This is a genomic window from Streptomyces sp. NPDC041940, assembly GCF_055589465.1.
The window spans coordinates 84,683-110,637 of record NZ_JBVJBP010000005.1 but is presented as its reverse complement, the minus strand read 5'-3'; the positions used below and the strand labels follow the sequence as shown (position 1 = coordinate 110,637).

The 25,955-nt window shown below is 73.1% G+C and carries 19 protein-coding genes; 7 read left to right on the top strand and 12 right to left on the bottom strand.

What is annotated here, in order from left to right:
• The 4 genes from ACZ6I3_RS11470 to ACZ6I3_RS11455 form a co-directional block, all read right to left on the bottom strand.
• Complete coding sequence (locus tag ACZ6I3_RS11470; protein WP_469413764.1) at nt 1-2,436, bottom strand: right-handed parallel beta-helix repeat-containing protein; 2,436 nt, start codon at nt 2,434-2,436, stop codon at nt 1-3.
• A gap of 126 nt (nt 2,437-2,562) precedes the next feature.
• Nucleotides 2,563-3,168 carry an Rv1733c family protein gene (locus ACZ6I3_RS11465; protein ID WP_468196132.1) on the bottom strand — a complete coding sequence of 202 codons (606 nt, stop codon included), beginning with the start codon at nt 3,166-3,168 and terminating at the stop codon, nt 2,563-2,565.
• A 107-nt stretch (nt 3,169-3,275) separates the two neighbouring features.
• Nucleotides 3,276-4,169, bottom strand: coding sequence for an MOSC domain-containing protein (locus ACZ6I3_RS11460; protein ID WP_469413763.1), 894 nt, complete (start codon nt 4,167-4,169; stop codon nt 3,276-3,278).
• A 42-nt stretch (nt 4,170-4,211) separates the two neighbouring features.
• Nucleotides 4,212-4,643 carry a DUF6643 family protein gene (locus ACZ6I3_RS11455; RefSeq protein ID WP_189730607.1) on the bottom strand — a complete coding sequence of 144 codons (432 nt, stop codon included), beginning with the start codon at nt 4,641-4,643 and terminating at the stop codon, nt 4,212-4,214.
• A 296-nt stretch (nt 4,644-4,939) separates the two neighbouring features.
• Between ACZ6I3_RS11455 and ACZ6I3_RS11450 the strand changes: the two genes are divergently transcribed.
• Nucleotides 4,940-6,148 carry a TerD family protein gene (locus tag ACZ6I3_RS11450; protein WP_469413761.1) on the top strand — a complete coding sequence of 403 codons (1,209 nt, stop codon included), beginning with the start codon at nt 4,940-4,942 and terminating at the stop codon, nt 6,146-6,148.
• Nucleotides 6,149-6,170: 22 nt separating this feature from the next.
• Here ACZ6I3_RS11450 and ACZ6I3_RS11445 read toward each other — a convergent pair whose 3' ends face one another.
• Nucleotides 6,171-7,364 carry a glycosyltransferase gene (locus tag ACZ6I3_RS11445; protein WP_469413759.1) on the bottom strand — a complete coding sequence of 398 codons (1,194 nt, stop codon included), beginning with the start codon at nt 7,362-7,364 and terminating at the stop codon, nt 6,171-6,173.
• Between the two features lie 39 nt (nt 7,365-7,403).
• On the opposite strand from ACZ6I3_RS11445, the gene ACZ6I3_RS11440 reads away from it, so the two are divergent.
• Both ACZ6I3_RS11440 and ACZ6I3_RS11435 read left to right on the top strand, forming a co-directional pair.
• The gene (locus ACZ6I3_RS11440) at nt 7,404-8,189 is read left to right on the top strand and encodes a glutamate racemase (RefSeq protein ID WP_469413758.1); all 786 of its coding nucleotides are present in this window, start codon (nt 7,404-7,406) and stop codon (nt 8,187-8,189) included.
• Nucleotides 8,190-8,301: 112 nt separating this feature from the next.
• On the top strand, nt 8,302-8,853 hold the full coding sequence (locus tag ACZ6I3_RS11435) for a hypothetical protein (protein WP_469413756.1): 552 nt from the start codon (nt 8,302-8,304) through the stop codon (nt 8,851-8,853).
• Between the two features lie 39 nt (nt 8,854-8,892).
• Here ACZ6I3_RS11435 and ACZ6I3_RS11430 read toward each other — a convergent pair whose 3' ends face one another.
• The gene (locus tag ACZ6I3_RS11430; protein WP_469414078.1) at nt 8,893-9,948 is read right to left on the bottom strand and encodes an O-antigen ligase family protein; all 1,056 of its coding nucleotides are present in this window, start codon (nt 9,946-9,948) and stop codon (nt 8,893-8,895) included.
• Between the two features lie 287 nt (nt 9,949-10,235).
• Here ACZ6I3_RS11430 and lnt point away from each other — a divergent pair, with 287 nt between their 5' ends.
• From lnt to ACZ6I3_RS11410, 4 genes are all read left to right on the top strand, one after another.
• Entirely contained in the window at nt 10,236-11,843 is a 1,608-nt protein-coding gene (gene lnt / locus ACZ6I3_RS11425; protein WP_469413755.1) for an apolipoprotein N-acyltransferase, read from the top strand.
• A gap of 67 nt (nt 11,844-11,910) precedes the next feature.
• Entirely contained in the window at nt 11,911-12,390 is a 480-nt protein-coding gene (locus tag ACZ6I3_RS11420) for an NUDIX hydrolase (RefSeq protein WP_189730621.1), read from the top strand.
• Between the two features lie 54 nt (nt 12,391-12,444).
• Nucleotides 12,445-13,245, top strand: a complete 801-nt coding sequence (locus tag ACZ6I3_RS11415) for a 3-hydroxybutyrate dehydrogenase (protein ID WP_469413754.1) — start codon at nt 12,445-12,447, stop codon at nt 13,243-13,245.
• A 79-nt stretch (nt 13,246-13,324) separates the two neighbouring features.
• On the top strand, nt 13,325-15,271 hold the full coding sequence (locus ACZ6I3_RS11410; protein WP_469413752.1) for a helix-turn-helix domain-containing protein: 1,947 nt from the start codon (nt 13,325-13,327) through the stop codon (nt 15,269-15,271).
• Between the two features lie 57 nt (nt 15,272-15,328).
• On the opposite strand, the gene ACZ6I3_RS11405 is transcribed toward ACZ6I3_RS11410, so the two are convergent.
• From ACZ6I3_RS11405 to ACZ6I3_RS11380, 6 genes are all read right to left on the bottom strand, one after another.
• Nucleotides 15,329-16,717 carry an MFS transporter gene (locus tag ACZ6I3_RS11405; RefSeq protein WP_469413750.1) on the bottom strand — a complete coding sequence of 463 codons (1,389 nt, stop codon included), beginning with the start codon at nt 16,715-16,717 and terminating at the stop codon, nt 15,329-15,331.
• Between the two features lie 1,120 nt (nt 16,718-17,837).
• Nucleotides 17,838-18,953, bottom strand: a complete 1,116-nt coding sequence (locus ACZ6I3_RS11400) for a class I SAM-dependent methyltransferase (RefSeq protein WP_469413748.1) — start codon at nt 18,951-18,953, stop codon at nt 17,838-17,840.
• Nucleotides 18,954-19,012: 59 nt separating this feature from the next.
• Nucleotides 19,013-20,197 (bottom strand): glycosyltransferase, encoded by a 1,185-nt coding sequence (locus tag ACZ6I3_RS11395; protein WP_469413747.1) that lies wholly within the window; start codon nt 20,195-20,197, stop codon nt 19,013-19,015.
• A complete protein-coding gene (locus ACZ6I3_RS11390; protein WP_469413746.1) occupies nt 20,194-21,003 on the bottom strand; it encodes an alpha/beta fold hydrolase in 810 nt (269 codons plus the stop codon). Before ACZ6I3_RS11390 ends, ACZ6I3_RS11395 begins: the two co-directional genes overlap by 4 nt.
• The gene (locus ACZ6I3_RS11385) at nt 21,000-21,299 is read right to left on the bottom strand and encodes an acyl carrier protein (protein ID WP_055517555.1); all 300 of its coding nucleotides are present in this window, start codon (nt 21,297-21,299) and stop codon (nt 21,000-21,002) included. The genes ACZ6I3_RS11390 and ACZ6I3_RS11385 overlap by 4 nt, the downstream gene beginning before the upstream one ends.
• Entirely contained in the window at nt 21,296-25,954 is a 4,659-nt protein-coding gene (locus ACZ6I3_RS11380; protein WP_469413744.1) for a beta-ketoacyl synthase N-terminal-like domain-containing protein, read from the bottom strand. The genes ACZ6I3_RS11385 and ACZ6I3_RS11380 overlap by 4 nt, the downstream gene beginning before the upstream one ends.
• Nucleotide 25,955 lies beyond the last annotated feature (1 nt).

The following is a 25,955-nucleotide window of genomic DNA, read 5'->3' as shown; positions in this document are numbered from 1 at the left end:
TCAGAGCAGCTCGGGCAGGTCCTCGGCGTAGAGCAGCGTCAGGTCGTCCGTGCTCGGCTCCGCGACCTGGGCGACCCGGCTCGCGTGCCGCTCCACCATCGCCTCGAACGTCTGCCGCGCGGTACGGCCGTTGCCGAACGCCGGGCCCTTGGGGAGCTCCGTGAAGTACTTCCCCAGGGCCTCGGCGGCGCCCGGCGCCAGCCGGTACTCATGCTCCTCGGCCTGCTGATCGACGATCCGCAGCAGGTCCTCGGGGCCGTAGTCGCTGAAGGTGATGGTCCGCGAGAAGCGGGACGCCACACCCGGGTTGACCGACAGGAAGCGCTCCATCTCGGCCGTGTAGCCCGCGACGATCACCACGACCGCGTCCCGGTGGTCCTCCATCAGTTTCACCAGCGTGTCGATGGCCTCCTTGCCGAAGTCACGGCCCGCGTCCTCGGGGGACAGCGCGTACGCCTCGTCGATGAACAGCACACCGCCGCGCGCCTTCTCGAAGGCCTCCTGCGTGCGGATCGCGGTCGAGCCGATGTGCTCGCCCACCAGGTCCACCCGGGACACCTCGACCAGGTGGCCCTTCTCCAGCACACCGAGGGAGGCGAGGATCTCGCCGTACAGCCGCGCGACCGTCGTCTTGCCGGTGCCGGGGGAACCGGTGAAGACCAGGTGGCGCTTGACCGACGCCGCCTTCAGGCCCGCCTGTTGCCGGCGCCGGCCGACCTCGATCATGTCGGTGAGGGCACGCACCTCGCGCTTGACGCTCTCCAGGCCCACCAGCGCGTCCAGTTCACCGAGGACCGCCTTGGAGGTGCGGGACGGCTCCTCGGGCTCCACGGCCGGGGCCGGGGGTGCCGGTTCGGCGCGCTGCTCCGGGAGGGCGCCCAGCAGACCGGGGGAGTGGCTCACCGTCTGCACGGCCGTCTCCCGCGCCGCGGGTGCCCGGAGCCCCGCGCTCTCGTCGCTGGTGCAGTCCTCCACCACCGGGCCCGTTGCGGACGCCGCGTCCGCGCCGCTGTCCGCGAACTCGTAGCCGCCGCGCGTGCACCGCTCCGTGCGGCACTTCCTGAGCGTCGTACGGCTGCCGTCGATCACATGGAAGCCGTAGCCGCCGCTGCCCGTCACCCGGCAGTTCTGGAAGCTGCCGCGGCCACCGGCCGAGACATAGACCCCGGCCTCCGCGGGGGAGTCGATGGTGCAGCGCTCCACGGTGGGGTCGGCGCCCTTGGTGACGATGACGCCGGTCTGGGTGCCGTCCAGCGTGCAGTTGCTGAGGGTGCCGCCGCTGCCGTGGTCGCGGAACCAGGCGCCCGTCGCCGCGTCCCGGATCCGGCAGTCGTCGAGCTGGGCGGTCGCGCCGTCGCTCACCGACACGGCCGTGTTGCGCACCTGCGACAGGTCGCTGTCGACGACGTCCGCGCGTGAGCCGCGGTCGAGGACGAACAGCGCGTCCGGCACGTCGTGCACCCGGCACGAGTCGAGCACCGCCGTGGCCCCGTCGCTCACCCACACCGCCGGGTAGTCGCCCGTGCTGTCGAAGATCTCGCACTGGTTGGCGTCCACCCGCGTGCCCGGGTCCCACACCGACAGGCCGTTGCGCCCGAACTGGCGCACCGTGGTGCGCGTCAGCGTGAGGACCGAACGCGAGCGCAGATCGACCGCGTTCTCCGGGATGTCGTGGATACGGCAGTCGGCGAGCGTCAGCACGGCGTCCGTGTCCAGCGTGACACCGTCGGCCGTCGTCCGGTGCACATCGCAGTCCGTGAGGTGCGCGGTGGCCCGGCCGGTGATCTGCACCCCGCTGCCCCGGACCTCGTAGATCTCGCAGCCCACCGCCTCCAGCGCCGAGTTCTCCCCCGTCACCGACAGCCCCGAGCCCGAGGTGTGGTGCACCCGGCAGCGCTCCAGACGGGGGTGTGCGCCGCCGCGCACCGCCACGCCCGCCTGACCGGCCGCGACGACCTCGCACTCCTCGAACACCCCGCCCGCGCCGTCGAGTACGGCGATGCCGACGCCCGCCGGATTGTCGACCGCGCAGCGCCGGACCGTGGGCCGCGCGTTGCCGCGCACCTCGATCCCCGCCGCCGAGCGCGTGACGACCCGCACGTCCCGCAGCTCCGGTGTGCCCTCCTCCACCAGGACGGCGGGGGCGGCCGAGTCCTGACCCTCCACATGCAGGTCCTGCACCACCGCCGAGGCGCGCACGGTCAGCGGCACCCCGTCCACGGGCGCGATCCGCACGGAGCCGGGGGAGCCCTCGGGTCCTCGCAGGGTCACCGCGCGCTGCACGACGAGGTTCTCCCGGTAGGTGCCGGGGGCGACGGTGAGGACGTCTCCGTCGGCCGCGGCCTCCAAAGCAGCGGCGAGCGATGCGTACTCACCCGTGCGGCGCCGCCACCGCGACGTGCCGGTGTGCGTCACCTGGACCGTGCCCTGTGCCATGGTGTAGCTGTGCCCCCACCTCGGTCGTACTGATGGCTCGCTCGCGCGCGGGTTGTGCCGATCGTCTCGGCCGGACCACCGTAGCGTGCGCGCGGGTGGTGGGTTGACCAGAGTCGGAAGGCCGTCTCAGCTGCCGGTGCCCGTCCTGCCCCAGTCCGGGCCCGCCTTGTCCCATGCCTGGTCCCAACGGGCGTACCGGCGGCGGACCATGCGCCAGACGATCAGCCGTCTGCCGCCCTCGACGAGGCCGCCGGCCGCCAGGGCCGCGCCTATGCCGCCGAGGACCGCGTGCGTCGACGCCGTCGCGGAGTCGAGCGGGCGGGCCACCATCCGGCCGTGCCGGTCGGTCCATATCCGGAACTCGTCGCCCTGCCGCGGGTCCTTGAGGCCCGCCAGGACGGGGCCCTGGTGCGCGGTGCCGTCCGGGGCGGTCCAGTCGGCGAGGACGCGGTTGCGCAGATCTCTGCCCGTCGAGGTCTCCGGGTCGGCGTCGAGCGGGGAGCGGTCCAGCTTGCGGACCACCGTGGCCGTCACAAGATGCCGTGCCTCGTGCTGCGTCCGGACGGACTGCTGCAGCGTGTCCTGGGCGGCGCCTCCGACGAGGGATCCGGCCACCGGGGCGACCAGGAGGATCAGCAGCAGGGCGGCCAGCGCCACCCAGGCCTCGGCCAGATCCGTCGCGCGGCACAGCGGATTGCGCCGCCAGCGCCAGAGCCCACTGATCGCTCGCACCGACTGCACCCCCTTCCCGCTCCGTGATAACCCCCCGCGGAGCCCTCCACGCCCGGACCCGGCGAAGAGAGAGCCACATCACCTCTCACGGGTCTCTCATGAATTTCTCACACAAGGCCAACGCCCGGGCCCGCGACGGGGTTCCCGCCCCGGTCGGAGACCTCCTGCCCGTGCTGATCGAGGATCCTGACCGGGTCACCGACCCGGATCGTGCCCCGGGACAGGGGCACCAGATTCTGTCCGAAGACCAGCTTGCCGCCGAGGCGCCGGTGCTGTCCCAGGCTGTACAGGGGCTCGCGGCCGCGCTCGCCCGTGTCCTGGTCGGTGGTGGTCACCACGCACCGGCCGCAGGGCTTCGCGACCCGGAAGGACACCTCCCCGACGGCGATGCGCGACCACGCGTCCTCGGCCCAGGCGGCCGTGCCCGCCACGACCACGTTCGGCCGGAAACGGTTCATGGGCAGCGGGCCCTCGTCCGCGTGGTCGCCTTGCGCGATCAGGGTGTTGAGAGCGTCGAGCGAGGCCGTCGTCGCGAGCAGCAGCGGGAAGCCGTCGGCGAAGGAGACGGTCTCGCCGGGCAGCCCGTACTCAGGGTCGACGGGGCGGCGCGTGGCCGGGTCGGGCATGTACACGAGACGCGCACCGATGCCGAGAAAGTCGCTGCACCAGGCGTGCGCGGCCTCGTCCTCGGCCGGGACCGCCTCGACCTTGTCGCGGAAGATCTGCACCGGCACCGTGCCGAGGGGCCGGGGAACGGGCACCGTCAGTGGCTCCATGCCGGGCGCGGACAGCCGGACGCCGCCGTCCGGCAGAAGCTCTGCGGCGGCGGACACGAGGCGCGGCTGCTGGCGTTGCGTGACGACCTTTCCCCCGTCGTCGATCAGCACCCAGCGCCGGTCTCCGGCCAGCCCCCAGGGCTCCACGACGGCCTTCCGGGGCGCCAGGCCCCGGACCGCCTTGACCGGATGGAGGTGGATCGAGTGCAGATGCGCGTTCCCCATGGGGTCATCGTGCCAGCCGGCACCGACAACCCCCGGGAGCGCTCAGTAACCGCGGTACTGCTGGTTGTTGTACGGGTCCTGGTAGGGAGCCGGTGCGGGCCGGGGAGCCGCGGGGCGCATCGCCTCGTAGCCCCCGCCGGGCGCCGCCGGGCGCGGCTGCTGCGGCTGAGGGCCGGGATAGCCGCGCGGTGCGGAGGCCTGCTGCGGGATGTACGCGGCGGGCGCCTGCTGGAGCGGGGCGGGCTGCTGCGCCTGCGGATAGCCGTAGGCGGGCTGGGAGGGGGCTGCCGGCAGTGCGGGCAGCGCCGACGGAAGGGCGGGCAGGTTGCTGCCGGGCATGTCGTATTGCGCGGGGACCCGGATCGGGGCGATCTGCGGGGTGCCCCGCTCGGCGACGAGCCTGTCGTAGATCGGGGTGTCCGGGAAGGAGGCGGAGTAGTAGCCGCCGCCATAGGTGGAGCGGGGGGAGGTCATGCCACATAAGTTAAGCCAACGATGTGCTGGTTGGGGAGACCGATAAGAGGGTTGTTTTCCGCGTCGTCAGTGACCTGGGATCCCCAATGCGAGCGAACTCGCCAAAAAAGGGCACCGAACAGGGTTCTGATCGTGTAAAGGCCGAGTTCCGGGCCGGTTACCAGGGGTTGGCCAGTGGTCTCCCGGTGGCGGTGCATGGGAGTTCGCGGCCGGGAGGAATAGGTTGTGCGAACGGAACTCGACGGACGGCCGGGATGTGCCTGGCGCGGTGATACGCGATGGGGGCGGACATGCAAATGCTGAAAGGTTCAAACACTCCTGTGCCTACCGCGGCACTGCGGGTGGAATTGGGCTGGCGGACCGGACCGGGCGTGCCCGACGCGGACGCCTCCGCTTTGCTGCTGGCAAGCGGGAAGGTGCGTTCCGACGCGGACTTCGTCTTTTACAACCAGCCCGCGCACTCATCCGGCGCCATCCGTCACGAGGGCAAGCGGAACACCGACGGCCGGGTGACCGACGCGCTCCTCGTCGACCTCGCGCGCGTGGAGCCCTCGATCGAGACGGTCGTCCTCGCCGCCTCCGCCGACGGCGGCACCTTCGGACAGGTCCCGGACCTGTACATCGAGGTCCAGGATGCCGGCCGTGCCACTCCGATGGCCCGCTTCGACAACCCGGGCGCCACGACTGAAACCGCTTTCGTGCTGGGTGAGTTCTACCGCCGCCAGGGCGCCTGGAAGTTCCGCGCGGTCGGGCAGGGCTACAGCAGCGGGCTCGAAGGGCTGGCCACCGAGTACGGCATCACGGTGGACGAACCGCAGCAGACGGCCCCGCCCCCGCCCGCAGCGCCTCCGGCCGCACCGGCGCCGGTCCGCCTGACCAAGGTGACGCTCACCAAGGCAGCCCCCTCCGTCTCGCTCACCAAGCAGGGCGGCACCTCCGGGGCCCTGCACGTGAACCTCAACTGGGAGGTGCGCAAGCAGTTCTCGGGGTGGAGCAGCAAGTTCGGCCGCCCGGCCGCGATGCACTCCGACCTCGACCTCGACCTGTGCGCGCTGTTCGAACTCACCGACGGCAGCAAGGGCGTCGTACAGGCCCTCGGCAACGCCTTCGGAGCGCTGCACCAGCCCCCGTACCTCCACCTCGACGGCGACGACCGCACCGGCGCCTTGGCGGCCGGTGAGAACCTCACCGTCAATCTCGACCACAAGAACGCCTTCCGGCGCATCCTCGTCTTCGTCACCATCTACGAAGGCGCACGCTCCTTCGCCGACCTGAACGCCACCGTCACGCTCCAGCCGCAGTACGGCGCCCCGATCGAGTTCTCCCTCGACGAGTGCACGGTCCCCTCCACCGTGTGCGCGCTCGCCCTGATCACCAACACCGGCGGCGATCTGGTCGTCCAGCGTGAGGCGCGCTACCTGGTGCCCGAGCGTGGGGTCAGCCCGCAGCGCACGGTCGACCACGCCTACGGGTGGGGCATGAACTGGACCCCCGGCAGGAAGTGACCACCCTGCCCACCGGCGGCCGTCAGCCCTCGTCGGGCACGGCCTCGGGACGGGCGTAGGTGCGGCCCTTCCAGGCCGCGCCGCGTCCCCGGTAGTGCTGCACCGCCGAATCGAACGTCATGAGGAGATAGAGGAACGCGGTGAACGGCAGCAGGGGAGCGAGCCACAGCGGCTGCCGGTAGTGGCGGAGCATCGGGACGTACGTGCCGGTCATCACGAGCCACGCCAGTCCGCCGGTGATCGCCGCCGCCGCGCTCCCCGCGGCAAGGCCGGCCACGACCGCCACCGGCGGCACCAGGTACACCAGCGCCAGCCCCACGACAGTCAAGGCCAGCAGCAGGGGGTGGTGCCGCAACTGGGCGTACGCGCTGCGCGACACCATCCGCCACAGGTCGTGCAGCCGCGGATACGGCCGCACGCTGTCCACCCGGTCGGCGAGCCCCAGCCAGACGCGCCCGCCACCGCGCTTGACGGCCCGCGCGAGGGCCACGTCGTCGATGACGGCGTGCCGGAACGCGTCCGGGATCCGCACCCGCTCGGCGGTCTCCGCCCGCACCAGGACGCAACCACCGGCCGCGGCCGCTGTCCGTGTCCCCTCCTTGCCGATCCGGCGGAAGGGGTAGAGCTGCGCGAAGAAGTAGACGAAGGCCGGTACGACGAGCCGTTCCCAGGCGCTCTCCACCCGCAGCCGGGCCATCTGCGAGACCACGTCGAACCCTCCGGCACGGGCTGCCGCCACCAGCTCCCGCAGACTGTCCGGCGCGTGCGCGATGTCGGCGTCCGTCAGGAGCAGATACTCGGGATCACGCGCGCGTGCCAGGCCGATGCCGTGCCGCACCGCCCACAGCTTCCCGGCCCAGCCCGGCGGCGGCTCGCCCGGCGAGCCCACGGTCAGCGGCAGCCCGCCGTGCCGGCGCGCCAGTTCCCGCGCGAGATCACCGGTGCCGTCCGAGCTGCCGTCATCGACGAAGAAGACCTCCGCCCGCCCCGGATAGTCCTGAAGGAGCAGGGAGGGCAGCGCGGCGGGCAGCACCGCCGCCTCGTCGCGGGCCGGGACGACGACGCACACGGACGGCCACGCGTCCGGGTCCCGGCGCGGCGGCAGTCGCACATCCGTGCGCCAGAAGAAGCCCTGACAGAGCAGCAGCCACAGCCAGGCGAGAAGTGATCCAGCGGCAGTCCACACAACGGCGCTCACGCGCGCAGTCTGCCCCACCGGACCTGCCCGGGAAGGCTCATCGTCTATCGTGATCGGGTGAAGATCGCGCTCATGGACTCCGGAATCGGTCTGCTGGCTGCCACCGCCGTGATGCGGCGTCTGCGCCCCGACGCCGATCTCGTGCTCTCCCTCGACCCCGACGGCATGCCGTGGGGACCGAGGACCCCGGAGGACCTGACCGAGCGTGCCCTGACCGTCGCCGAGGCGGCCGCCGCGCGCCGCCCCGACGCCCTGATCGTCGGCTGCAACACCGCGACCGTGCACGCGCTCACCGCCCTGCGCGCCCGGTTCGAACCGGAGCTCCCGGTCGTCGGCACCGTCCCGGCGATCAAGCCCGCCGCGGCCGGCGGCGGGCCCCTCGCCATCTGGGCCACCCCGGCCACCACCGGCAGCCCGTACCAGCGGGCCCTGATCCGGGACTTCGCCGGCGGAGTGCCCGTCGCCGAGGTGCCCTGCTGGGGCCTCGCCGAGGCCGTGGAACACGCGGACGAGGCGGCGATCGACGCCGCCGTGTCCGCGGCCGCCGCGCTGACCCCCGACGACGTGACGACCGTCGTCCTGGGCTGCACCCACTACGAACTGGTCGCCGAGCGCATCCGGGCCGCCGTCCAGCGCCCCGGCCGCCCGCCCCTCGTGCTGCACGGCTCAGCGGGCGCCGTCGCCGCCCAGGCCCTGCGCCGGCTCGGCGAGCAGCCCGCACCGGGAGCCCCGCCCCACGGCACCCTGACCGTGCTGCTGAGCGGACGCGAGGGCACGCTGCCCGCGCCGGCCCTGGCGTACGAAGAAGGGCGGATACTCCAGGCGGTCACGCCCGCCGCCTGACCGGCACCGGCCACCGACCGCCGTCGCCCGCGCCGGAGGGGCCCGCCCGGTCGGCGCAGTCACGCTCCGCCACGAGGTACCGGCGGAGCGAAACCTGAGTAACCTCATATGCATGAGGGACCACCCCCACGGCGAGAACGCCCCCCACTCGCACCCCGATGTCTGGACCGGCCGAGCCACCAACCGGGTCCAGTGGCTGCTGGCGCTCGTCGGCGCCGCCTGCATGGCGCTGGGCATCGAGCTGGCCGTCGACTCGGCGTGGACGTCCGGCGCCCCGCTCGTCATGGCCGTCGTCGGGTGCATCGCCGCCGGGCTGCTGGTCCTCTTCGGAACCCTCGCCTTCGTGCACGTCGCGCTCCGGGTCGACGACGAGCACCTCGAGGTGCGCTGCGGCCACATCGGCCTGCCCCGCCGCCGTATCCCGCTGTCCCACGTGGCCGGCGCCACGTACATCCCGCATGTCACGCCCCGGCACTGGGGCGGCTGGGGCTACCGATGGCGGCCCGAGAAGGGCACCGCGGTGGTCGTACGACGGGGTGAGGGCGTCGTGCTGGAGCTGTGGGACGGACACACCTTCACGGTCACCGTCGACGACGCGGAGGCGGCCGTCCAGGTGATCAGGGCCCGGTTGCGCCCCACGAAGCCGGGCGCCGCCGCGCACTGAGCGCTGTGGATCGCCGGCCGTGATCACCGGGGTGGGCGGTCACCAGGCAGGGGTACGTCCGGCGCCACGCGGGTGTGTGTCCGTGGCGCGGGTCGACTGTTCGTCGGCCCAGGGGCGTGCCGTGGCCGTACCCGCCAGCAGGCCCGCACCCACCGACACCGCGGTGAAGCTCAGCGCGTTGCCGATCGCGGCGATGGCGGCGAGCGCCGTCAGGGTCGCGCCCGCGGTGAGCACCACCGGCGTCGGGCGCGGGCCGCGCCACAGGGCGTACAGCACCCAGCCGAACGCCGCCGCCAGCAGGGCCACGCCGACGATGCCCTGCTCGGCCGCCTGCTGCAGGGGCGCCGAGTGGGGCTTGCCGTCGGACAGCAGTGACTGGGCGGACGTCGTGCTCAGCTCCCCGAAGCGGCCCGGGCCGACTCCCAGGGCGGCGTCCTCGCGCAGCAGGTGCCACGCGTCCTCCCAGAGCTGTACGCGGTGCGGCGTCAGCCGCCCTTCCAGGGCGGCCACGAGCCCGCCTGGTACCGCACGCGCGGCGACCGCCCAGGCCAGGCAGGCCGCCAGGGCGGCGACCGCGGCCAGTGCGGCAAGTCCGGCGCCGCGGTGACGGATGCGTCCTGCGGCGAGCGAGCACAACAGCACCGCGACGCAGGTGACGCAGCCGGTGGTCGAGCCGAGCACGGCCGCCAGCACCGCGGTCCCGGCGGCCAGCAGGCGCAGGGCGATCCGGGCGGCCGGAGGGGCGGCGGCCCAGGCCGCGCAGCACGCGGCCCCGGCCGACAGCGTCAGCACGGCCGCTGTGGCCCCGGCGTGTCCCAGGGGCGTGGTGATCTCCGGGCCCGGAGCAAGGTGCGGAACGGCCACGGTCAGCGCGACACCCGCCAGCGCCGCGGCGCAGGGCGCGCCGACCGGCAGCAGCGCACCGCCGATCCGCCCCGCGGCGTACCCCGCCGCCACGGCCAGCACCGCGAGGAGCACGCCCTCGGGCCGGCCCTCGTGCACCGCGGCCGTGATCAGGGACCAGCCGGCGCAAGCCCCCAGCACCACGACGCCCACCGCATCGGAAACGATTCTTCTCTCGCCGTCCGCGTCCAGCCCGGACGCGGACGTCAGCCCACGTGAACCCACCCCGCTCCGCCCCCCGCACCACGTCGCCCCCGACCTGTGAAGACCCCGGCCGCACGGGCCGCCACGGGCCGCACGACTGAGGCTTCGGCACACCGTAGCCGCTGGTGGACGGTTTGTGGATGTGTCGTGACGAAATGAGCAGGAACGATGCCGCGGACGCGGGGCGGCGCCGCGCGTGGCCGTCCGCACGGCGTGGTGCCGCCGCCTCGGGACCGCGCTGTCGGCCTCAAGGTCACTCGCCTTAGACTCCGGGAGTGACCGTCACCGCAACCTCCGTCGGCGAGTCGGACCAGTTGGAGCCGCGGAACGCGCCCGGGGCGCGGACCTGGGCCCGGCGTCTCGTTCCGCCCGCCGCAGCCGCGCTCTCCGGCCTGCTCCTCTACGTCAGCTTCCCGCCCCGCACCCTCTGGTGGCTGGCCCTGCCGGCCTTCGCGGTCTTCGGCTGGGTACTGCGCGGCAGGAGCTTGAAGGCGGGGCTGGGCCTCGGCTACCTCTTCGGCCTCGGCTTTCTGCTGCCGCTGCTGGTGTGGACCGGAGTGGAGGTCGGGCCGGGCCCCTGGCTCGCCCTGGTCGTCATCGAGGCGATCTTCGTCGCACTGGTCGGTGCGGGCGTCGCGGCCGTGTCGAAGCTGCCCGGCTGGCCGGTGTGGGCAGCCGCCGTGTGGATCGCCGGAGAGGCGGTACGCGCGCGCGTGCCGTTCGAGGGCTTCCCCTGGGGGAAGGTCGCGTTCGGGCAGGCCGACGGAGTGTTCCTGCCGCTCGCGGCGGTGGGCGGTACCCCGGTGCTCGGCTTCGCCGTGGTCCTGTGCGGCTTCGGACTGTACGAGGCCGTGCGTCTCGTTCTGGAGAGGCGGGCCACCGGGGCCGTGCGGCACATGGGGGCAGCGGTTGCCATGTTGAGCCTGGGCGCCCCGGTCCTGGCGGCGGTGGCCGCCCGGCCGCTGGTCAGCGACAAGGCCGAGGACGGCAGCGTCACCGTCGCCGCGATCCAGGGCAACGTGCCCCGCGCGGGCCTCGACTTCAACTCCCAGCGCCGGGCCGTGCTCGACTACCACGCGCGCGAGACGGAACGCCTGGCCGCGGAGGTCAAGGCCGGCAAGGTCGCCCAGCCCGACTTCGTGCTGTGGCCGGAGAACTCCTCCGACATCGACCCCTTCGCCAACCCCGACGCCCGTGCCGTGATCGACAAGGCGGCCAAGGCCATCGGTGTGCCCATCTCGGTCGGCGGCGTCGTGGAGCGCGACGGCAAGCTGTACAACGAGCAGATCCTGTGGGACCCGGCGAAGGGCCCCGTCGACACCTACGACAAGCGTCAGATCCAGCCGTTCGGCGAATATCTGCCGCTGCGCTCGTTCATCGGCGCGATCAACAAGAACTGGACGGCGATGGTCCGCCAGGACTTCAGCCGCGGCACCGAGCCGGGCGTGTTCACCATGGACGGCGCCAAGGTCGGCCTCGTCACCTGCTACGAGGCCGCCTTCGACTGGACCGTGCGCTCCGAGGTCACCGACGGCGCCCAGATGATCTCCGTGCCGAGCAACAACGCCACCTTCGACCGCAGCGAGATGACCTACCAGCAGCTCGCCATGTCCCGGGTCCGCGCGGTCGAGCACAGCAGGACCGTGACGGTGCCGGTGACCAGTGGCGTCAGCGCGATGATCATGCCGGACGGGAAGATCACGCAGAAGACCGGCATGTTCGTCGCCGACTCGCTGGTGCAGAAGGTGCCGCTGCGGTCCTCGCAGACCCCTGCCACGCGGCTCGGCATCCTGCCGGAGATCGCCCTCGTGCTGGTCGCGGCCGGCGGTCTGGGCTGGGCCGTCGGCGCCGGTCTGCGCGGACGACGCGCCGGTGACGTGTAGCCGTACGCCCGTCGCACGCTGCCTGAATCGCGCGGGACACCGTGACCGGCCGATTAGGGTCGTCGCCATGGCTACTCCTGACTTCATCCGGACCCTCCGCGCATCGGCCGGCCATCAGCTGCTCTGGCTCCCCGGAGTCACCGCCATCGTCTTCGACGACGAGGGCAGAGTGCTGCTCAACCGCCGGTCCGACACCGGCAAGTGGTCCGTGATCGGCGGCATCCCCGACCCGGGGGAGGAGCCCGCGGCCTGCGCCGTGCGGGAGGTCCACGAGGAGACGGCCGTACACTGCGTCGCCGAACGGGTCGTCCTCGTCCAGGCGCTCCACCCCGTCACCTACGAGAACGGCGACACCTGCCAGTACATGGACATCACCCTCCGCTGCCGGGCCGTCGGCGGGGAGGCGCGGGTCAACGACGACGAGTCGCTGGACGTGGGCTGGTTCGACATCGACGCCCTGCCCGAGCTGAACGAGTTCGGCCTGCTCCGGATCAAGCAGGCTGTGTCGGACGCCCCCACATGGTTCGACCCCACTGCCCCCAGCTGAACTATGGGGCGTGACCACATGGGGCCGGGCAGGGGCGCTTCCTAAGGTCGACGCATGACCGCGCCCCGTGTCTCCCCGGCTCCCCACGCCTCCTCGCTCGACCTCGGCGGCCGCACCGCGCTCGTCACCGGCGCCGCCGGCGGCATCGGCCGCGCCTGCGCGCTGCGGCTCGCGGCCGCCGGGGCCGAGGTGAGAGCCGTCGACCGGGACGCCGCAGGCCTGGAGACGCTCGCCGAACAGGGCCACGACCTCGCGGGCACCGTGGAACCGCACGTCCTCGACCTCACCGACCTGGACGCCGCCGAACTCGCCGCCGCGGGCACCGACGTCCTCGTCAACAACGCCGGGCTCCAGCTGGTGCGCCCCATCGAGGAGTTCCCGCCCGACACCTTCCACCTGGTGCTCACGGTGATGCTGGAGGCCCCGTTCCGGCTCATCCGCGGGGCCCTGCCCCACATGTACGGACAGGGGTGGGGCCGCATCGTGAATGTGTCGTCCGTCCACGGGCTGCGCGCCTCGGCCTTCAAGTCGGCCTATGTGGCCGCCAAACACGGCCTGGAGGGGCTCTCCAAGACCGCCGCCCTCGAAGGCGCACCCCACGGTGTCACCTCGAACTGTGTGAACCCCGCCTATGTGCGCACTCCACTGGTCGAGAAGCAGCTCGCCGACCAGGCGCAGGCGCACGGCATCCCCGAGGAACGCGTCCTGTCCGAGGTGCTGCTGCAGGACAGCGCAGTGAAACGGCTCATCGAACCGGAGGAGGTCGCCGAGGCGGTGGCGTATCTGTGCGGCCCGCAGGCGTCCTTCGTGACCGGAACCTCGCTCGTGCTCGACGGCGGCTGGACCGCCCACTGACCTCCTGGCCCGGCTGCGTCGGTTCCTGGGTTGTCCACAGGGCTGACGGGGCGGGCCGGTCATGGTGAATCCTGTGAGCATGTCCAGCGATCACGTGCAGTCAGCCGAGCGCTCCGCCGGCGCCGCCGAAGCGCCGCCGGCCGACGTCGAGACGCCGTTCCTCGAGCTGCTGGCCCGGGGCGCCTCCGCCGACGCCTACGAGCAGCCGGTGCTGCTCGCGCGCGCCGAAGGACGGTCCGCGGAGTGGGTCGCCGCGCTCCAGCGGGCCAAGCCGTTCGCCCTGCGCGTGCGCTCGGAGCTGGAGGGACGGCGCCGGCGCGAGGCCGAGCTGTCCGCCCTGTTCGAGACCGCCCACGACCTCGCCGGGCTGCGCGACCTCGACGCCGTACTCCAGGCGATCGTGCAGCGGGCCCGGTCGCTGCTGGGCACGGACGTCGCCTACCTCAGCCTGAACGACCCGGCGAGAGGCGACACCCACATGCGGGTCACCGAGGGCTCGGTCGCCGCCCGGTTCCAGCAGCTGCGGCTCGGCATGGGGGAGGGACTCGGCGGCCTGGTCGCGCAGACCGCACGCCCGTACGTCACTGACGACTACTTCAAGGACGACCGCTTCCAGCACACCCACACCATCGACGCGGGCGTGCGGGACGAGGGGCTCGTGGCCATCCTCGGCGTGCCGCTGATGCTCGGGCACCACGTCATCGGCGTGCTCTTCGCCGCGGACCGCCGGGCCCGGGTCTTCGAGCGCGAGCAGATCGCCCTGCTCGGTTCCTTCGCCGCCCTCGCCGCGGCCGCCATCGACACCGCCAACCTGCTCGCCGAGACCCGGTCGGCCCTCGCCGACCTGGAGCTCGCCAACGAGATCATCCGGGACCGCAGCGGCGTCATCGAGCGGGCCTCCGACGTCCACGACCGGCTCGCCGAACTGGTCCTGCGCGGCGGCGGGGTGCACGACGTCGCCGCCGCGGTCTCCGAGGTCCTCGACGGCACGGTCGTCTTCGCCGAGGCCGCCGCCACACCGGCGAAGGCCCTTGAATCGTCCCGCGCGGACGGGCACGCCGTACGGTTCGAGGACGACTGGATCGCCGCCGTCGCCGCCGGCGGGGAACTGCTCGGCGCCCTCGTGCTGCGGGGCCACCCGGGGCTCGACCCCGTCGACCAGCGCACCCTGGAACGTGCCGCCATGGTCACTTCCCTGCTGCTCCTCGCCCGCCGGTCCGCCGCCGAGGCCGAACAGCGCGTACGCGGCGAACTGCTGGACGACCTGCTGGACGCGCGCGACCGTGACCCGCGCCTGCTGCGGGAGCGCGCGGCCCGCCTGCACGCCGACCTCGACGCCGTCCACGTGGTGCTGGCCGCGCGGCTCGAAGGCGGCGCGGCCGACGCCGACCAGGAGGCGGACGCCCGCAGACGCCTGGCGGCCGCGGCGTCCCACCTCGCCGCGACCCGGCACGGCCTGGCCGCCGCACGCGACGGCGGCACCGTCCTGCTGCTGCCCCTCGGCCCCGGCGACAGCGCCACCGACCTGGCTCGCCGCGCCGCCCGGCAGCTGAGCACAGCGGTCCACACACCGGTCACCGTCGGTGCCTCCGCTCCCGCCGAGGACCTCGCCACCCGCACCGACGCCGTGGCCACGGCCTACGCGGAGGCCCGGCGCTGCCTTGACGCCCTGCGGCTGCTCGGCCGCTCCGGGGACGGTGCCGCCGCCGAGGACTTCGGCTTCCTGGGACTGCTCCTGGCGGGCGACCGGGACATACCCGGCTTCGTCGACCGCACCATCGGCCAGATCGTCGCGTACGACCGGCGACGTGGCACCGAACTGCTGCGCACCCTCGACGCGTACTTCGCCTGCGGCATGAGCCCCGCCCGCACCAAGGACGAGCTCCACGTCCATGTGAACACCGTCGCTCAGCGCCTGGAACGGGTCGGCCGCCTCCTCGGCGACGACTGGCAGACCCCGGCCCGCGCCCTGGAGATCCAACTCGCCCTGCGTCTGCACCGGTTGTCGGAGCCCGGACAGCACTGACCCCCGTACGTGGCCGGCACGGACGTACGGGGGCTGGGCCGACAGGATCCCGGAAAGTCAGATGGTCCGGGCGTCCGCCGCCGGGGCGGCCGGCGTCCGGTCCGCGTCGGCGTCAGGCGCGACATCGGCCAGGTCCCGGTGACGGGTCTCCTTGGCCGCCGCCACCGCGACGACCGTGAGCACCGCGGCGGCGATGACGTACAGGGCGATCGGCGTGGAGCTGCCGTAGTCGGCCAGCAGCGCGGTCGCGATCAGCGGCGCGGGCGCGCCCGCCGCGACCGAGGCGAACTGCGCGCCCATGGACGCGCCGGAGTAGCGCATGCGCGTCGCGAACATCTCGGAGAAGAACGCGGCCTGGGGGGCGTACATCGCCCCGTGCAGCACCAGCCCCACCGTGACGGCGAGGATCAGGTTGCCGAAGCCGCCGGTGTCGATCAGCGAGAAGAACGGGAACATCCACAGCCCGACCCCCACGGCACCCACCACATAGACGGGACGGCGACCGATCCGGTCGGAGAGCGCGCCCCACGCCGGGATGACCGCGAAGTGCACGGCCGAGGCGATCAACACCGCGTTGAGGGCGGTCTGCCTGGAGACACCGGCCGAGGTGGTGGCGTAGACGAGGATGAACGCGGTGATCACGTAGTAGCTGATGTTCTCCGCCATGCGCGCGCCCATCGCGATCAGGACGTCACGCCAGTGGTGCCGCAGCACAGCGACGAGCGGCAGCTTCTCCGCCTCCCCGGCCCGGTCCGCCTTGCGGGCCTCGGCCTGTGCCAACGCCTGCTTGAAGACCGGCGACTCATCGACAGAGAGACGAATCCACAAACCGACGATCACCAGGACCCCGGAGAGCAGGAACGGGATCCGCCAGCCCCAGCTGCCGAACGCGGCGTCCGACAGGACGGCCGTCAGCAGGGACAGCACTCCGGTCGCGAGCAACTGCCCCGCCGGCGCGCCGGTCTGCGGCCACGAGGCCCAGAACCCGCGCCGCCGCGCGTCCCCGTGCTCCGACACCAGCAGCACGGCACCGCCCCACTCACCGCCGAGTGCGAACCCCTGGACCAGCCGGAGCACGGTGAGCAGGACCGGTGCGGCCGTCCCTATGGTGGCGTGCGTCGGCAACAGCCCGATCGCGAAGGTCGCCCCGCCCATCAACAGCAGACTCAGCACCAGCAGCTTCTTGCGCCCGATCCGGTCACCGTAGTGCCCGAACACCAGCGCGCCGAGGGGCCGGGCGGCGAATCCGACCGCGTACGTCAGAAACGACAGCAGCGTGCCGACGAGCGGGTCGGAGTCCGGGAAGAACAACTTGTTGAACACGAGCGCGGCGGCCGAGCCGTAGAGGAAGAAGTCGTACCACTCGATGGTGGTGCCGATGAGGCTGGCGGTGACGATGCGTTTGAGGTTGTTCGGGTCCGGTGGAGCGGTTGCGGGCGACGACATCGGCACCACTTCCTGGGGTGTGACGGGGACGTTTGCGTGTCGCCACACCGTAGGAATCCGCAGGTCAGACGCACATGTGGCGGGGCAACATAGTTCGAGGGTTGGCTATGCGTGCGGCCACCATGCCAGCTCGTGGAAGGGCGGTTCAGGGGATCGATGGTGGTCGAAACGAGTGCCGTCCGGGACGCGTACTTCAGGGTGATTTGACGGTGCGGTGCTGACTACACTCCGTTGAACTCGGACATCTTGGGGCTGATCGGCTCAGGACCGTTGCGCGGTAGGCGACCTGACTGATAGGCCGACCCGGCTTTGCCGTTCGGCTCTGCGGGCACGGACAAAGTGCTGCGCCTGGGTGTGTGCGCGTACGTCCCAGCAGATTCTTCGTCTGCTGGTGGTACACGCTCATCATCACCTCTGACCTGCGGAAAACGGTGGAACCGTCTGCTGCTGAGCCGAGTTGGTCCGCACCTGGTCCGGATCTTGGTCCGTGATCTGTGGTGTTGCGTGCGAGTCCTGCGGTACGACATGGCACAGGTAGTCAGAACCGTCTTCTGGCGTCCACGTGGTACGAAACGGTGCGGTTTGCGTGGGCGCAATCCTTGAGATCCGGGAGCGTCTACGGGGTTGGTGACACCGGCGTGACACCTGAGGTGCTTCTGCCGCCGTGCACCGACGGGGAGTCTGCGTGGACGGGGACCTGATGCGACGGGCATCGCCGGGCTGCTCCGGAGATGCCCGTCGTGCAGTTGGACAAGGTGCCCCGGCAGGACCCGTCTGTGCAGCTCGTGCCGATCAGTGCCGTTTCCTGGCTCGCATTCCCTGATGTGCTCTTGGGGACCGCTCACCAGAGGGCGCCCTGCTCGGCTGACGGGCTGGGCGCCGGAGGTGTCGCGAGGGTCCGTCGTTACGGCACCCGCGTCGCGTAGCTGTCGGACGGCATCGATCACCTTGCCGGGCTCGTAGACGGATGCGTCGCAGCGGACCCGTATCGGGTTCGCATACGAGGTTCAGCATCTGCTGTGGGGTGTCCCTGGGGTCGCGGTAGCGGACTTCCGTGGGAAGGGTCCACCTTCCACATGGCGTCTTTCATCCTCTCCAGTCCCAGCTCGTGCTGGGCTGGTCACTCCTCGCGGCGGGCGATCACCCGGAAGGCGTTGGAGAAGCGGCTGCGGCGGATCAGCGGGGCGAGGAGCCGGTCCAGGGCGTACATCGGGAAGCAGAACGGTATGCCCGCCCAGAAGACCGTCTTGGTGACCGCGGCGCCGAGACGGCCCCGGGGCTCGGGCAGCCAGGGCTCGTCGCGGAACGGCAGCAGCCGCAGCACGTACAGCCCTACGAGCGCGGTGAAGTCCACGGGGATATGGGACTCCTCGCGGTCCGTCGCCACCACCGTGAAGCCCAGCTCGGTGAGGGCCCGGCGCAGGTTCCTCATGGTCACGAAGTGCTGGTGCTGAGGCTGGAACCACGGCAGCCAGTACCGGCCGAAGAGGCGGCCGAAGGGCGACTCCGGGTTGGGTACCTCGATGATCAGGTGGCCGCCGGGGCGGAGCACGGTGTGAACCGCGGCCAGTTGGGCCTTCGGGTCCGTGGTGTGCTCCAGGCAGTGGAACATGCTCACCGCGTCGTACTGGCCGGCGAGTTCGTCCGCGAGGTCGGGCAGAAAGCCCTGGTAGGCCCGCTCGATGCGCCCCGACTGCTGCGCCCCGAGCACATGGGCGCCGATGTCGAGCCCGTCGAAGGTGGTGCCGGGCAGTGCTTCCTTGGCGGCCAGGCAGAAGTCACCGCCCGCCGTGCCGACGTCCAGCCAGCGCTTCGGCCGGGCGTGCCGCCGCATGGCCACGGCCCGGTCGCGGTTGCGTTCCCTCGCGGCGTCGCTGTCCAGGGCGCCGCCGATCTTCTCGGCGTACAGGCCGTCGTAGAAGTCCCGGTAGTAGAAGTCCAGTCCGGCCGCGCTGAGCTGCGGGTTCTGGAACGTGTGTCCGCAGTCGCGGCACTGGTCCAGGGTGAAGGTGCCGGGCTTTCGCTGCAGGTGGTCCTTGGTGCGCAGGCGGCGACGCAGTTGCCGCGCGCCGCACCAGGGGCAGTCGGTGCGGCGCGGCTCGAAGAACCGGGCGATGCCGTCGGCCAGCTCTGCCTGGTACGCGGGGCGCAGGCGGGCGACGCGTTCGGCGTCGGAAGCAGGGGGCGGTGGGGCGGGTGTGTCGGGGATGTCAGGGGGCTGGTTCGTGGTGGCCATGTCCGTGGTCTCCTCTCGTTCCACTCTTCGGCACGGCGGTCGCCCTGCCGGTCGGTCGCTCACCGCTCCCGTGACTCCTGCGGCTCCCGTGGCTTCTGTGCCGCGAACTTCTCCAGGTACGCCGCCGCAGCAGCCGCCCCGCCCGCCGCACGGAAGGAGTCCCCGACGCGACGGGCCGCCGCGCGGTAGGCGGGCCCGTCGAGTACGGCGTCGAGGGCGGCACCGATCCGTCGGCGGTCGGCGCGCCCGAAGCGCACCCGCACTCCGGCGCCGACGCCGGTGACCTGGCCGGCGATCAGTGGCTGGTCGTCCCGGATGGGCGCGACCACCAGCGGTACGCCGTGCCACAGGCACTCGGCGACGGTGTTCTGCCCGGCGTGGCTGACCATCGCGGACGCCCGGCGCAGGAGCGGCAGTTGGGGGATCCGGGGCAGCACCAGGAGGTCGGCGTCGGACTCTTGGTCGAGTACCCCCCCGGGGTCGGCGAGTACCGCCTGCAGCCGCCGCCCGCGCTCCCGCGCGGCGGCCGCGCACTCGGCGAGGAAACGCGCCCCCAGGCCGGTGTTGGCAGTGCCGAGTGAGACCAGGACGGTGGCCCGGCGCTCGTCGAGCCACTCCCAGGGGAAGTCGGCGGCCGGGCGCCGGGTGAACGCCGGACCGACGTACCGCAGCTGGGGCAGCTGAGGGCCCGGGCCCGCGAGTTCGGGGGTGGTGAAGGAGAGCACCAGGTCGGGGGAGAAGCGCGGATCGTGGGTGCGCCCCGGGTCGCCGAGGCGGGCGCGCAGCTCCGCGACGAGCCCGGCGGTCCACTGAGCCACCTTCGGCATGCCGTCCACGGCGTCGCTGAACTCCGCCGGGGTGGTCGACGCGGTGGCGTACGGCACCCCGAGGCGCTCGGCGACGAGGGCACCGGCGAGGGTCTGCTGGTCGGCGACGACGACATCGGGCCGGAACCCCTCGACCGCGCGGCGCACACCGGGCGCCATCGCCCCGGCGAGCGGCACGAGGAACTCCTCCCACAGGAAGCGCAAGGCTGCGGCACCGCGCAGGGCAGCCGGACGTTCCGGGAGCGTGGGCACGTCGCACGGGTACACCTCGGCGTCGGGCCCGGCCAGTTCCCCGACGAACCCGGGCAGTCCGGCCCAGGCGGCCCGGTGCCCGCATCTGGTCAGCTCGGCGGCCACGCTGACCGCTGGGTTGACGTGCCCGACCAGGGGCGGCACGACGAACAGAAAGCGGCTCACGGCGCGACCAGCTCCCGGTGGCCGTCCCGTAGCCAGTCGAGCAGCAGCGGGACGACCGTCTCGGGGGTGCCGACGAGCACGGAGTGCCCGTGCCCGGGCACCGTCAGGGTGCGGCAGCGGGGCAGCAGCGATTCCAGCCAGGGCGCCGTGTCGGCCAGGTCGGAGGTGGCGCCGTACACCGCGCAGACCGGCACGTGCAGGCTCTGCCAGGACTCCTCGGCGGGGACGGGGCAGGATGCGATGTCCTCGGCGATGGAGGTGCCGTGCAGCAGCCGGGTGGCCCAGCGCACCAGGCGGGCCTCGTGGCGGCCGTAGGTCTCCTCGATCCACGGCAGGGTGCGCTCGTCGTGGAGTTGGTGGGCTGAGCCGGCCAGGATGCCGCTCATCTTCTTGGCCCAGGCGGCGGTCGGCGGCTCGGACTCGAGCATCAGGATGCCGGCGACCCGCTCGGGGCGGCGCAATGCGTAGGCGAGGGCGACGGTGCCGCCGAAGGAGTTGCCGATCAGGTGGACGGGCCCTTCCAGGGCGAGGGCGTCGAGCAGCGCGTCCAGGTCGCCGCTGAAGTCCTCGACGCCGTAGCCGCGCGGCGGGCGGGAGCTGCGGCCGTGGCCACGCTGGTCGTACATCACGACATCGTGTCCGGCTGCGGCGAGCGCGGGCGCGATGGTGAAGTAGTAGCTGGTCAGGTTGTCGGTGGCGATTCCGTGCACGAGGACGACCGTCTGGGGCGGGCCCGGTGCCGGGCTGGGTGCGCCGCTCAGCCGCTCCACGTTCAGCCGGATCCCGCCCGCCTCGATCGTGGTCACCGCAGGCACCCCGCGATGTACTGGACGAGTTGTCCGACGGTCAGTCCGATGATGTCGGAGAGTTCGAGCGAGGCGAACCAGGCGGGGAAGTCGACCCGGTCGCCGTAGCGTCCGCCCAGCTCGGCGGTGAGCGTGACCAGGTCGATGGACTCCAGGTCGAGATCCTCCACGAAGCGGGTGTCGGAGGTGATCGGGGTGTCGTCCAGTTCGAGGTCGTCGAGGACCGTGTGCAGCGCGTCGGTGATCTCGGCGAGGACGGCGGCATACGCGGGGCCGGTGGTGGCGGGGCTGGTCATGACGGGCTCTCCTCGGTCCAAGCGACGGTGTAGGTACGGGTGGGCAACCCCGGCGGGTTGGTCACATCGGCGAGCCGGACGCGCCGCAGCCGGCCGGAGGGCGCCCGGACCGTGAGGGCACGGGCGCCGTCTTCGACCTCGACCGCCGTGAAGTCCCGCGGCCGGCCGCCCAGTCCGGTGCCCTCGGCCTTGGCCGCGGCCTCCTTGGCGGCCCAGAAGCGGGTCAGCGGGCCGGGGCCGCCGCCGAGCCCGGTGAAGAGCGCCCGCTCGTCCGGGGCGAGGATGGCGTCGTAGGCCGTTTCGGGGCGCTCGACGATCTCCTCGATGTCGATGCCGGTGCCGGTGCCAGGGCTGTCGGCGGCGGGGCGGACGAGTGCGACGGCGGCCTCCCGGCAGTGCGCCAGCGACAGTTCCAGAGGCGGGAGTTCTCTGCCGTGTACGCCCTCGGGGCGCGGTCTGCCGCCAGGGTCGTTGGCGACCCGTATCTCGGCGGGGAAGACGGGGCCCGTGCCGTGCGCCCACAGGTGGCGGCGTACGGCGTCCTTGGCGGCGATCCGGCCGAGCAGCCACTGGCGCCGGCCGCGCGGGGGGCGTCCTGCGTACTGCTCGCGCTCAGGGCCCGCGAGCTGGCTGCGCATGTAGATCTCGAGGGATGCGGGGTCGGGCCAGCGTTCGAAGACCAGCTGCCAGCCGCCCTCCTGGGTTTCCGACAGAGTGTTGTGCTCGGGCCAGCGTTTGACCGGATCGACCTCGGGCGGCGAGTCGAAGCGCCGGTCCCGCCAGCCGCGGATCTCGGCCCAGACCTCGCCGTCGCGGGCGAGCTGCGCGTCAGCCACCAGGGCGGTGTCCGTCACGGTGGTGACCCTGATGTGGCAGTCGAGTGCGGTGCCCTGTTGCGGGGGCGGGCCGTGGAAACGGATCTCCTCGACGCCCGTCGGGAAGACGATGGTGCGGTCGGGGTGCGTGGCCATCAGCCAGTAGCCGAGCAGCTGACCGACGTTGTCGAGGAGCGCGCCGGGCGCGGACGGGGTGGTCAGGACACCGCGGACGTGCCGCTCGCCGAGCGCGCCGATCTCGGTGACACCGCGGAACCGCGGCCCGTGGAACATCCAGCGGTCGTCGTACATCTGCCGCGCGGACACAGTCGGACAGCTCTCCGGGGCGTCCGTCCGCCACGGCTGTGGGCGGGGCGCGGTGCCGTGCCCGTGGGCGGTCTCGACCGTGGCGCGGGCGAAGCGCCCGAACTCCACGGCGAACCGACCCTCTCCCTCGGGCCGGGCCGTGACCGTGGCCTCGGTGGGCGGGGCGGCGACGGTCCACTGCAGGAACCGGGCGTCGTGCACGGCCACGGCCCTTCCTGGGCCGGGCACGGCGTCGATCATGTGCTGTACCAGGGTGGTGGCGGGCACCACGGGCCAGCGGTCGGCGATCTCGGGCCAGTGCGCGGGCTGCCTGAAGAAGCAGTGGTCGGCGAGGTACGGCATGGTGTCGAGTGAGATGCGCAGGGTGGTGGCGCGGGGTGTGGCGGCAGGCGGCGGCACCGCCCCGGTCGCCGAGGGCTCGGGGGGCGGCGCCGCGGGCGCGGTGCGGCGCGGGGCCGCTGCCGCGGCGAACAGTTCCGCCAGTTCCGCTGCCGTGTCCGCCGTCTCGCCGAGCAGCGAGCGCAGTTCGGCCGCCACGGGGCTCCGCGCGGCCACGGCCGCGAGCCGGTCCATCCCGGGTGCTGTTGCCGCGCGCAGGGTGCTGCGGAGCCGGTCCCGGGTGGCGGCCTCGAGCGACACGAGCCCGGAGCCGAGGGTGAGGGGGACGGTGACGGGGGCGGGGACGGCTCGCGGGCTCTCCGTGGCCGTACGGACGGTCTGCGCCGTAGGGTCGGTCTCCGCCGTACGGGCAGGTGCCGCCGTCGACCGAGGCGCGGCCCCCGCCCGCAGCGCCGCGAAGTCCGGCTCGGCACCGTGCGACCAGAGTCCGGCCGCCACCCGGTACAGCTGCGAAAGCCCGCTGTGCCGGGGCGTGTTGGCGCTGAGCGTCAGGCACGCGCGGCTGGTGAGGGTGTCGTCCACGAGAGCCGGCAGCTGGCCCTGGCCCAGCTGTACGAAGGCCCGGAACCCGGCGTCGTACAGGGCCGTGGTGAGCTGCCGGAAGCGGACCGGTTCGAGCAGGTGGCGCAGGAAGAGCGCGCGCGCCGCGGCCTCGTCGGCCGGGAAGGGCGCGGCGGTCGTGGCGGACCAGACGGCCACCCGGGGCGGGTGCAGCGTGAAGCCGCGCGCGGCCTTCTCGATGGAGGTGAGGTACGGGGCGAGCATCGGCGTGTGGAAGCCGGACTCGAAGGGCAGCAGCCGACCGAGCACTCCCGCGCCGCGCAGCCGCCCGGTGAGCCCCTCGACCTGGTCGTGAGGCCCGCAGACGACGGTCTGGTGGGGCGCGTTGTCGTGCGAGACGACGACGTCCGGGTACGCCGCGAGCTCGGGATCCACCTGGTCCGCACCGGTGCCGAACGCGGCGAAGGCGAGCCCTGGGACGCGCAGCGTGGCCGGGTCGAAGTCCCGCAGGAAGGCGTCGACCTCGGCGTCCGCGTACATCCCGCCGACCGCCATCGCCGTCCATTCCCCCACACTGTGCCCGGCCAGCGCGTCCGGCCGGACGCCGATCCGGGCGAGCGCTCCGGCGAGCAGCCGGCCGAGGCCGACGACGGCCGCGCCGTGCCGTGCGACATCGCCCACGCGGGCGTCCGGCCAGTGCGGCGCCGGCAGGCCGAAGTGGCGGGCGACGTCCTCGGCCCGCGGCTCGAACTCGGCCTCCAGCCCTGGGCAGAGGAAGGCGATCTTCCCGCCGCCCGTGCCGAGCACCGGCCGCGGCGCGCACCAGACGTCGCTCCGGCCGCCCCAGGTCCGGGCGCGGGCGACGGCCTTGCGGGCCAGGGCGAGGCGGCGGCCGGTGGGGTCCAGGACGGCGACGCGGGCGCCCCCGGCTCCTCTCGCTCCGCCCTCCGCGGCGGCCGCGCGCAGCGCGGTGTCGTCGGCGTCGAGCAGTTCGGCGAGGTCCTGCGGGGTCGCGGCGGCGAGCCGCAACAGCCGGGGCGGCTCGGCCACTTCGGCACGGTCCGCGCAGGCCGCAGGCCCCGCGCCCGGGCCGCCGGGTGCCGGGGCCGCAGGCGCGACGGCCGGGGCCGATGCCGGTGCGGGAGCCGACGCCGGGGCAGGCGCCCATGCGGGGGCAGGCACGGGCTCCGGTACCGACTCCAGGACGACGTGGGCGTTGATCCCGCCGAAGCCGAAGGCGCTGACCGCCGCACGCCGGACGTCCCCGTCCCAGGTCCGGGCCTGCTGGGCCGGAGCGAAGCGGGTGACGCGGAGCGCCGGGTGCGGGTCGTCGCAGTGCAGGGTCGGCAGGAGCATGCCGTGGTGCACCGCCAGGGCCGCCTTGACGAGGCCCGCCACACCCGCCGCCGGCATCGTGTGGCCGATCATCGACTTCACGGAGCCGATCACGGCGTCGGGCCCGGCGTCCGGGTCCGGCGGCCCGAACACCTCGGCCAGCGCGGCCAGTTCGGCCCGGTCGCCGCCGGGGGTTCCGGTGCCGTGCGCCTCCAGGAGGCCGAGCGACCCCGGTGCCGCCGGGTCGAGCCCCGCCGCCGCCCAGGCGAGCCGGACGGCGCGGGCCTGGCCGCCGGGGTCCGGGTTGACCAGGGAGCCGGCCCGGCCGTCGCCGGCCACGCCGACGCCGCGGACCACGGCGTAGATCCGGTCGCCGTCGCGCCGCGCGTCCGCGAGCCGTTTGAGTACGACCACGCCGGTGCCCTCGCCCATCAGCACGCCGTCCGCGTCCCGGTGGAACGGGCGGATCCGCTGGGACGGCGACAGCGCCCGCAGCCGGCTGAAGACGGACCAGAGCGTGATGTCGTGGCAGTGGTGTACGCCGCCCGCGAGCATCACGTCGCAACTGCCCGCGGCGAGCGTGCCGACGGCCTGGTCGAGTGCGACGAGCGAGGAGGCGCAGGCCGCGTCCACGGTGTAGGCGGGGCCACGCAGATCGAGCCGGTTGGCGACCCGGGACGCCGCGAAGTTGGGCACGAGGCCGATCACCGACTCGGGGCTCTGCTCCCCGCCGAGCGCGGCCGTGAACGCCATCCGTACCGCGTCGAGCCGCTCGCCGTCCAGCTCGGGCAGTAACTCGTGCAGGGTGCGCACCAGTTGGGCTGAGGTGCGCATCCGCTGGTCGAGTCGGGCGAGTCCGTCGCTCAGATATCCGCCGCGGCCGAGCACGACACCGACCCGGGAGCGGTCTTCGGGCAGTGCGGCCTCCCCCGCGTCGGCGAGCGCGGCCGCGGCGGTGCGCAGTGCGATCAGCTGGTCGGGTTCGGTGCCGGGCACGGAGTCCGGCATGAGTCCGAAGGCGGTCGGGTCGAAGGCGGCGAGCGCGTCGAGCCCGTCGACGAAGCCGCCGCGGCGGCAGTAGACGCCATCGAGGCCGCGCCGTCCGTCCGGGTCGTAGTAGGTGTCCGCGTCCCAGCGGGCCTTGGGCACGTCGGAGATGGCGTCAGCGCCGGTGACGAGGTTGTGCCAGTACGCGGCCAGGTCACAGGCGCCGGGCAGGGTCACCGCCATGCCGACGATGGCGACGGGCTGCCGGTGCCGCGGGGCGGTCGGTCGCATC

Bases quoted from the DNA above. Each gene is read 5' to 3' on its own strand.
- ACZ6I3_RS11470 (WP_469413764.1), bottom strand. From the start codon at position 2,436: ATGGCACAGGGCACGGTCCAGGTGACGCACACCGGCACGTCGCGGTGG.
- ACZ6I3_RS11460 (WP_469413763.1), bottom strand. From the start codon at position 4,169: ATGGGGAACGCGCATCTGCACTCGATCCACCTCCATCCGGTCAAGGCG.
- ACZ6I3_RS11455 (WP_189730607.1), bottom strand. From the start codon at position 4,643: ATGACCTCCCCCCGCTCCACCTATGGCGGCGGCTACTACTCCGCCTCC.
- ACZ6I3_RS11450 (WP_469413761.1), top strand. From the start codon at position 4,940: ATGCTGAAAGGTTCAAACACTCCTGTGCCTACCGCGGCACTGCGGGTG.
- ACZ6I3_RS11435 (WP_469413756.1), top strand. From the start codon at position 8,302: ATGAGGGACCACCCCCACGGCGAGAACGCCCCCCACTCGCACCCCGAT.
- ACZ6I3_RS11420 (WP_189730621.1), top strand. From the start codon at position 11,911: ATGGCTACTCCTGACTTCATCCGGACCCTCCGCGCATCGGCCGGCCAT.
- ACZ6I3_RS11415 (WP_469413754.1), top strand. From the start codon at position 12,445: ATGACCGCGCCCCGTGTCTCCCCGGCTCCCCACGCCTCCTCGCTCGAC.
- ACZ6I3_RS11410 (WP_469413752.1), top strand. From the start codon at position 13,325: ATGTCCAGCGATCACGTGCAGTCAGCCGAGCGCTCCGCCGGCGCCGCC.
- ACZ6I3_RS11405 (WP_469413750.1), bottom strand. From the start codon at position 16,717: ATGTCGTCGCCCGCAACCGCTCCACCGGACCCGAACAACCTCAAACGC.
- ACZ6I3_RS11400 (WP_469413748.1), bottom strand. From the start codon at position 18,953: ATGGCCACCACGAACCAGCCCCCTGACATCCCCGACACACCCGCCCCA.
- ACZ6I3_RS11385 (WP_055517555.1), bottom strand. From the start codon at position 21,299: ATGACCAGCCCCGCCACCACCGGCCCCGCGTATGCCGCCGTCCTCGCC.
- ACZ6I3_RS11380 (WP_469413744.1), bottom strand. From the start codon at position 25,954: ATGCGACCGACCGCCCCGCGGCACCGGCAGCCCGTCGCCATCGTCGGC.